General features: G+C 68.6%; 8 protein-coding genes. 5 read left to right on the top strand and 3 right to left on the bottom strand.

From position 1 onward, the window contains the following. On the bottom strand, positions 1-1,153 hold a 1,153-nt coding region (locus ACOADB_RS04775), incomplete at its 3' end, for a DUF4032 domain-containing protein (protein ID WP_378596787.1). 117 nt (positions 1,154-1,270) lie between these two features. Between ACOADB_RS04775 and ACOADB_RS04780 the strand changes: the two genes are divergently transcribed. The 4 genes from ACOADB_RS04780 to ACOADB_RS04795 are packed head-to-tail and all read left to right on the top strand — an operon-like array spanning position 1,271 to position 5,577. Further along, positions 1,271-2,596 (top strand): extracellular solute-binding protein, encoded by a 1,326-nt coding sequence (locus tag ACOADB_RS04780; protein ID WP_378596788.1) that lies wholly within the window; start codon positions 1,271-1,273, stop codon positions 2,594-2,596. 5 nt (positions 2,597-2,601) lie between these two features. Beyond that, complete coding sequence (locus ACOADB_RS04785) at positions 2,602-3,519, top strand: carbohydrate ABC transporter permease (RefSeq protein WP_378596789.1); 918 nt, start codon at positions 2,602-2,604, stop codon at positions 3,517-3,519. A gap of 1 nt (position 3,520) precedes the next feature. Then, a complete protein-coding gene (locus ACOADB_RS04790; RefSeq protein WP_378596790.1) occupies positions 3,521-4,366 on the top strand; it encodes a carbohydrate ABC transporter permease in 846 nt (281 codons plus the stop codon). A gap of 11 nt (positions 4,367-4,377) precedes the next feature. Continuing rightward, on the top strand, positions 4,378-5,577 hold the full coding sequence (locus ACOADB_RS04795; RefSeq protein WP_378596791.1) for an ABC transporter ATP-binding protein: 1,200 nt from the start codon (positions 4,378-4,380) through the stop codon (positions 5,575-5,577). Here the strand turns inward: ACOADB_RS04795 and ACOADB_RS04800 are convergent. Then, positions 5,574-5,945: a hypothetical protein gene (locus tag ACOADB_RS04800; protein ID WP_378596792.1), complete on the bottom strand. Its 372-nt coding sequence runs from the start codon at positions 5,943-5,945 to the stop codon at positions 5,574-5,576. The genes ACOADB_RS04795 and ACOADB_RS04800 overlap by 4 nt on opposite strands. Positions 5,946-6,097: 152 nt before the next feature. Beyond that, positions 6,098-7,039, bottom strand: a complete 942-nt coding sequence (locus tag ACOADB_RS04805; RefSeq protein WP_378596793.1) for an alpha/beta fold hydrolase — start codon at positions 7,037-7,039, stop codon at positions 6,098-6,100. 57 nt (positions 7,040-7,096) lie between these two features. On the opposite strand from ACOADB_RS04805, the gene ACOADB_RS04810 reads away from it, so the two are divergent. Further along, positions 7,097-7,930 (top strand): esterase/lipase family protein, encoded by an 834-nt coding sequence (locus tag ACOADB_RS04810; protein ID WP_378596794.1) that lies wholly within the window; start codon positions 7,097-7,099, stop codon positions 7,928-7,930. The last annotated feature ends 230 nt before the right edge of the window (positions 7,931-8,160 follow it).

Raw genomic sequence — 8,160 nt, forward strand, 5'->3', positions numbered from 1 at the left:
CGACGTAGTCGCGGGCGGAGTCGAAGATGTTGACCTCGTGCCCGGCGACGTCCGACAGCGCCCACCGGTGCTCCATCACCTCGTGGAAGAACTCCGCCGGTGCGATCTTGCGGCGCTGGTCGATCGGCAGGATCTCGACGATCGGCGTGTAGACGGTGGCCAGCCACCGTCGCGCCACCGTCTCGCGGTCCTCGTCGTCGTACCCGCCGTGGGCGGTGAACGCGGCCAGGTCGTTGAGCAGCTTGCGGGCCTGGCTGTCCTCGACGTCGAGGCCGGTCAGCTGGCGCAGCTCGCGGCAGTGGTGTCCGGCTTCGACCACCCGGGGCTGGATCCGGACGCGGTCGGACCCGGCCTGGACGTCGAGCTCGTCGACGTCGAAGCCGAGGTCGTTGAGGCGCCCGATCCGCTGCTCGATCCGGTACCACTCGTCGGTGCCGAACTCCTCCGCGACGGTCAGCTCGTCCCACAGGGCGTGGTAGCGATCGCCGAGCTGGGTGACGATCTCGAAGCCGTCGATGACGACGTCGGTGTCGCCGCTGGCCTGCAGGTCCATCAGCTCCGCGAAGATGTTCTCGGTCGCGACGGTGACGTCGTGCTCGCGCATCGCGTCCGACACGGACTCGTGGTGCTCGCTGGTCTCGGCGTCGACGAGGTAGGCCGCGAATCCCCCTGCGCTGCGGCGGAAGAGCGCGTTCGACAACGACACGTCGCCCCAGTAGACGCCGGCCAGGTGCAGCCGGACGAGCAGCACCACGAGCGCGTCGATGAGGGCAGGAACCTGGTCGGGACGCAGGCCGTGCTGGAAGACCGTGCGGTACGGCAACGAGTAGTGCAGGTGCTCGGTGAGCAGCGCCGTCGGCAACGGGTTGCCCTCGATGTCGGTGCGTCCCCGCACCACACCCCGCGGTACGACGGCGGGCTGGCCGAGGCGCTGCAGCGTTCGCAGCATTTCGTACTCACGCAGCGCGATCGCCTCTTCGGTCTCCTTGACCGCGAGGAACTGGTGGTTCACCTGGACCACCCGGACGACGTGTCGCGACAGGCCGAGCGGGAGCGGGACGACGTACTGCCTGTCCCACTCGGCCAGCGGCGTTGACCACGGCAGCTGGAACAGCGCGGGATCGGTGCGGGCGGCCACGACATGGAGCGCCATGACCCGCAACCTACGCGTAAAGGTTCGGCCTCGACAGACGCCAATGATGGACAACACCCCCTCGGCTGCGGTAGGCCTGAGTGACGCAACCCACACTCGGAGGGGGTGGTCTGGTTGATGTTTTCGACTCAGGGCAGACGGCGTCGGAAGGTCGCTCTCGCGGCCACGGCGGTCCTGGCCGCCGGCACTCTCGCTGCATGCGGTGGCTCCGACAAGCCGGTGCTGAACTGGTACGTCAACCCTGACGGGGTCCCCGTCTTCGAGAGGTACGCCGGGGAGTGCAGCACCAGCGACTACGACATCGAGGTCCAGCTGCTGCCCACGGGCGCAACCGACCAGCGCACCCAGCTCGCCCGCCGGCTCGCCGCGGAGGACTCGTCGACCGACCTGATGAACCTCGACCCTGTCTTCGTCGCGGAGTTCGCCAACGCCGGTTGGCTGAAGGAGGTCGAGGGCCCGATCGCCGACAAGGTCGCGGCCAGCATCGAGGGTGAGGGCGAGTACCTCGCCGGAGCGGCCGACACCGTCACCTGGCAGGACCGGGTCTACGCGATCCCGCTCTGGGCCAACACCCAGGTGCTCTGGTACCGGAAGTCCCTGGCCGAGGCCGCGGGGCTCGACATGTCGAAGCCGGTGACCTGGGACCAGGTGATCGACGCGGCTGCCGACAACGGCGGGACGGTCGGGGTCCAGGCGGACAAGTACGAGGCCTACGTCGTGTGGATCAACGCCCTCGTCCAGGGCGCGGGCGGCTCCATCGTCTCGGACACCGAAGCCGGCCGGGACGCCAAGGTCGACATCGGCTCCGACGCCGGTCGGAAGGCCGCTGCGATCGTCCAGAAGCTCGCGGACTCGAGTGCTGCGCAACCGGACCTCAGCGTCTCGCGTGAGGGCACCAGCCTGGGCCAGATGTTCCCGAAGGAAGGGCCCGGCGAGTTCATGACCAACTGGACCTTCGTCTACAAGAACTACGAGGGCGTCGTCGACAAGCCGGGTGGGCCGACCAAGGAACAGTTCGCCGACCTCGGCTGGGCCCGCTACCCGGCCACGGTCGAGGGCGAGGCCTCCAGGCCCCCGGTCGGGGGCATCGACATCGGGGTGGGTGCCTACTCGGAGCACCCGGACTGGGCCACCGAGGCGGCCGAGTGCATCACCTCCCAGCAGGCGCAGGTGGACCTGGCGCTCGAGGCGGGACTGATGCCCTCGACGAACGCGGCCTACGACGAGGTCGCCGCGAGCGGCCAGTTCCCCAAGGACCTGATCGAGCTCTACCGGACCAGCGTCGACGAGGGTGGCCCCCGTCCGAAGAGCGCCTTCTACGCAATGATCTCCGGCGCCGTCCAGGCCAGGTGGCACTCGCCGAACTCGGTCGATCCGGACAGCACCCCTGAAGATTCCGCGAAGTACCTGAAGGACGTGCTGGAAGGGAAGTCGCTGCTGTGAGTGCCGTGACCGCGCCCAAGACGGGCAAGCCGGTCCTCAGTGACCGGGCCAGGGCAGAGACCAGGCTGGGGCAGAAGCTGGTGGCGCCGGCGATCGTGTTGATGCTGGTCGTCACCGCGTTCCCGATGCTGCGGGCGATCTATCTCTCGACCTTCGACTACGCGCTGACGGCCCCGGACGATCGTGAGTTCGTGGGGCTGAGCAACTACCTCACCGCGCTGAGCGACCCGCTCTTCTGGCAGACCACCGGCGTCACGGTGCTCTACATGGTGGTCACCGTCGCGGTGGAGCTCGTCATCGGCTTCATCTTCGCGATGGTGATGCATCGGGTGATCTTCGCTCGCGGTGTCATCCGTACGTCGATCCTGATTCCCTACGGCATCATCACCGTGGTCTCGGGCTTCGCCTGGCAGTTCGCGTTCTCCTTCCAGAACGGCTTCATCAACGGCTGGTTGCCGTTCATCGGCGACGACTTCAACTGGTTCGGCGAGACCACCCCGGCCGTGGTGGCGATCATGGTCTCGGAGATCTGGAAGACCACACCGTTCATGTCGCTGCTCCTGCTGGCCGGCCTCGCCCAGGTCAGCGAGGACATGCTGGAGGCCGCGAAGGTCGACGGCGCCACCTGGACGCAACGGCTGACCAAGGTGATCCTGCCGAACATGCGGGCGGCGATCATGGTCGCGGTCCTGTTCCGGGCCCTGGATGCGTACCGGATCTTCGACAACATCTTCGTGATGACGTCCGGTGCCGTCAGGACCGAGTCGATCAGCTTCCTGACCTACCGGCAGACCATCGAGCAGTTCCAGCTCGGGATGGGCTCGGCGTTGTCGGTGTTGCTCTTCCTCTCCGTCCTGCTGATCGCCTTCGGAATCGTCAGACTCTTCCGCGTCGACCTGGCCCAAGCACGGCAGGAGTCCTGACATGAACAGTCGCATCACGAGTCGCGTCGGACTGGTCGTGGGCTGCACGTTGATCATGATCTGGTGCCTGCTGCCCGTCGCCTGGATCATCTCGCTGTCCTTCAAGTCCGAGACCGCGATCACCAACGGCAGTCCCGGGTTCTTCCCCGCTGACGGCGGCGGCGCCGGATGGGCCAACTACGAGGCGGTCTGGGACAACGAGCAGTTCCGGCGGGCGATCTTCAACTCCATCGGCATCAGCCTGATTGCCACGGTGCTCTCGGTCGTGGTGGCCACCCTGGCGGCGTACGCCATTGCCCGCCTGGAGTTCCAGGGCAAGAAGCTGGTGCTGTCGTTGTCCCTGGCGATCGCCATGTTCCCGGTGGTGTCCCTGGTCGGTCCGCTGTTCGACATGTGGCGCGTGACCGGTCTCTACGACACCTGGCCCGGACTGATCATCCCGTACATGTCCTTCACGCTCCCGCTGGCGATCTGGACCCTCTCGGCGTTCTTCCGGGAGATTCCGTGGGAGATGGAGCAGGCGGCCCAGGTCGACGGTGCCACGTCGTGGCAGGCGTTCCGCAAGGTGATCGTCCCGCTGGCCGCCCCGGGTGTGTTCACCGCGGCGATCCTGACCTTCTTCTTCGCCTGGAACGACTTCGTCTTCGGCATCTCGCTCACCTCGACCGAGAACGCCCGACCGATCCCGGCCTCGCTGTCGTTCTTCGTCGGCGCCGACCCGTTCAACCGACCGGCGTCGTTGCTGGCTGCCGGCGCCGTCATCGCCACGATCCCGATCATCATCATCGTCCTGATTTTCCAGCGCAAGATCGTTGCCGGGCTGACCTCCGGCGCAGTGAAGGGATAGGTGCTGCTGCCATGGCCGCCATCACGATGAGCCACATCGTCAAGAAGTACGGCGACGGCTTCCCTGCCGTGAACGACATCTCGATCGATGTCGCCGACGGGGAGTTCATGATCCTCGTCGGTCCCTCGGGCTGCGGGAAGTCCACCCTGCTGCGGATGATCGTCGGGCTGGAGGACATCACCTCGGGCGACATGGTCATCGGGGACCGTCGGGTCAACGACCTCGCGACCCGCGACCGCAACCTGGCGATGGTCTTCCAGAACTACGCGCTCTACCCGCACCTGACGGTCTACGAGAACATCGCGTTCCCGCTCCGGCTCGCCAAGATGCCCGAGGCGGAGATCGACAAGCTGGTGCGCGAGGCGTCGACCACGCTCGAGCTCGACGAGCACCTCGAGCGCAAGCCCGGCAACCTGTCCGGTGGACAGCGGCAGCGCGTCGCGATGGGACGAGCGATCGTCCGGCAGGCCGACGCCTTCCTCTTCGACGAGCCGCTGTCCAACCTGGACGCGAAGCTGCGCGGACAGATGCGCACCGAGATCTCGCGACTGCAGAAGCGGCTCGGCATCACGACGGTCTACGTCACCCACGACCAGACCGAGGCGATGACGCTCGGCGACCGCGTCGCCGTCCTCAAGCGGGGAGTCCTCCAGCAGCTGGCCACACCGCGTGAGCTCTACGAGAACCCGGGCAACCTGTTCGTGGCGGGCTTCATCGGCTCGCCGCCGATGAACTTCCTGCCGGCGACGGTCGAGGGGACCTCGGTGCAGCTGCCGTTCGGGAAGGTGGAGATCCCGGCGGACAAGGCCGAGCGGGTCGCCGGCCGTGGGCTGCTCATCGCGGGCGTCCGCCCCGAGCACTTCGAGGACGCCTCACTGGCGTCCGAGGAGGCCCGCACGGGCTCGACGTTCCGCGCCAAGGTCGACGTCGTCGAGTGGCTCGGCAACGAGACCTACGCCTACATCCCGTTCGAGTCCCCGCCCGAGGTGACCCAGCAGCTCCAGCAGCTCGAGAAGGACCTCGACGGTGAGGGCATGCGCACCCAGCTGGTCGTCTCCCTGGACGGTGCGAGCCGGATCAAGGAGGGGGAGGAGGCCGAGATCTGGGTCGATGGCCGCCGCATGCACCTGTTCGAACCGTCGACGGGCGAGAACCTCACCGTGGACCTCGCGAACGCCGGGCGGGTGCTCGGCGCGGAGGCGACCGTCTAGGTCCGCGGTCGGGGCCGCGACGCGTCGTACCTCGCCCACGCGATCGCGGCCTGGAGGTCGGCCAGGTCGCGGAACCAGGTCTCGACCTCGACCTGGCAGGCGACCACCTGCACCTCGGTGTCGTACTCGCTGCACTCCGCCGTGGTCTCCGACAGCGTCGGCGGGAAGAGCGTCGTGCCGTCGTGGTGATGGATGGTGAAGCCGTTGTCGGCGTCGCCCTCGACGGCCACGATCGTGTCGCCCGCCGGCTGCCAGCGCGGTCCGCGGTCGCCGCTCGCTGCGTCGCCGGGCCACGCGAGCACCCCGGCGACCAGGGCCGCGACCACCATCGCCAGCCCTGCCGGCACACCGAATGTCCTCAGTCCCATCTGCACTCCTCGGTCCTCGTGCGCCGACCTGTCCGGCGCGGGAGGCAGACACTAGGAGTGCCGGACCGACCCCGTCGTCCGGACGTGGACGTGCTGTGGAGGACGAGGTCGGAAGCGGCGAGCTGTGGAGACGCGATGGCCCTGCGGGAGGCTCAGGAGGCGGGTGGGGTGGCGCGGTCGGCGTTGCTCCGGATGGCCGCGGTGTACGTCGGGAACAGCGCTGCCGGCATGTCGTGGCCCCAGCCGCTGATCAGGGTGACGCGAGCGCCCGGGATCGCGGCGGCGGTGGCGCGCCCGCCCGAGACGTGCACCATCTTGTCGGCCAGGCCGTGCAGGACCACGGTCGGCACCGTGAGGCCGGCGAGTGCCCGGGTGCGGTCGTCCTGGGTGAGGACCGCCATCATCTGGCGCAGGACGCCGGCGCGGGACACGCCCCGGTCGTAGGTGTCCCCGGCGCGCGAGCGCAGCTTCTCCTCCGTCTGGGGGAACCGCGGGGAGCCGATGATCTTCCAGACCGCGACGCTGCCCGCGATGTACGCCTCGCGCTCCGGACCGCGCTTGGCGATCAGCGTCGGGATCAGGCTCGGGTGCTGGCGTCCGACGCTGCGGCGCCCAGTCGTCGACATGATGCTGGCCAGGCTGCGCACCCGTTCGGGCGACTCGAGCGCCATGGTCTGCGCGACCATCCCTCCCATCGACACACCGGCGACGTGCGCCGACTCGATGCCGAGGTGGTCGAGCAGCCCGAAGGCGTCGCCCGCCAGGTCGGCGATGGAGTACGGCGCCGCGGTGGGTGCGCCGACGAAGGCCCGGACCAGGTGACCGCGACGCACGCGGCCGGGGCTGCGGGTGGACTTGCCGGTGTCGCGGTTGTCGTAGCGGATGACGTAGAAGCCTGCCGCGGCCAGCTGGGTGCACAGCTCGGTGTCCCACCACGTCATGGGTCCGCCGAGGCCCATCACCAGGAGCAGGGGATCGGAGCCCGGATCGCCGAACGTCTGGTAGCACAGCTCGATGGTCGGGGTCACTGGTGCGAGCAGTTCATCCGAGATGGTCACTTCGGGTGGGGTCGCGTTCTGCGTGGGGCCAGACATGGCTCCAGTGTGCCCAATTGCCGGAAGTTGTCGTTTCAACCACGTAACATCCCGAACGTGAGCAACACGATGGCGCCCTGGTTGCTGCCCGACGGCTACGGCCGCCCGGCACTCGCGGCGCTCCTGCGCGAGGGCAGCGTGGTCACCGAGGCCGGCCGCTTCGCGGTCCGCCGTGGCGCCGCCCGGCACACCCGTCGTCGTACTCCCTTCGCAGGAGGGGCTGCCGCCCGCGCCGCGGAGCCGGTGCTGCTCATTCCCGGATTCCTCGCCGGTGACTGGACGCTGGCCGGGATGAACAGGGAACTGCGCGAGCGCGGTTTTCGCACCTACCGCTCGCACATCCACGCCAACGTCAACTGCACCCTGAAATCGGCGCTCGACCTCGAGGCGCGACTCGAGCGGCTCGTCGAGCGACGCGGCTCGCGGGTGCAGATCGTCGGGCACAGCCTGGGCGGCATGATCGGCCGCGGGCTCGCCGCCCGCCGCCCCGACCTCGTCGCCGGACTGGTGACGATGGGGAGCCCGATGCGCGCCCCGGCCGCGCACCACGCCCTGCTGACCCGCGGCGTGCGCGCCCTCAACCTGCTCTCGGACGCGGGCCTGCCCGGCGTCATGTCGAGCGACTGCGTCGGCGGTGAGTGCGCCCACCTGAGCTTCGTCGAGGTCCAGGAGCCGCTGCCCACCGAGGTGCAGATGACGAACATCTACTCCAGGCGCGACGGCATCGTCGACTGGAAGGCCTGCATCGACCCGGAAGGTCGCGCCGTCGAGGTCCGCGCCTCGCACGTCGGACTCGCCGTCGACCCACGGGTCATCGACATCGTCTCGGCGTCACTGCTGCAGCAGAGCGCGGCGTTCGCCCGCGACCTGACGGCCGTCGCGACCGCCTGACGTCGTCGGCCGACCCACCCAAGGAGCGGCTTCGCGTCTCCGCCGGCTCGTCCTGCGCCGTCTCCGACGCAGTTCAAGGCGCTTCGGTGGATCCGTGGACGAGCCTGTGGATGGCCAACTGCAAGGAAGTCGCTGCGATGTGACGATCATCCGGTGCGCGAGGAGACCGCCGACGATCGATCGGTCCTCCTGCATGCGCTGAAGGCCCTCGGAGGAGTGGCGTCCCGCGC

It is taken from the genome of Nocardioides sp. CPCC 206348 (genome assembly GCF_048654705.1).
Taxonomy (GTDB): Bacteria; Actinomycetota; Actinomycetes; order Propionibacteriales; family Nocardioidaceae; genus Nocardioides.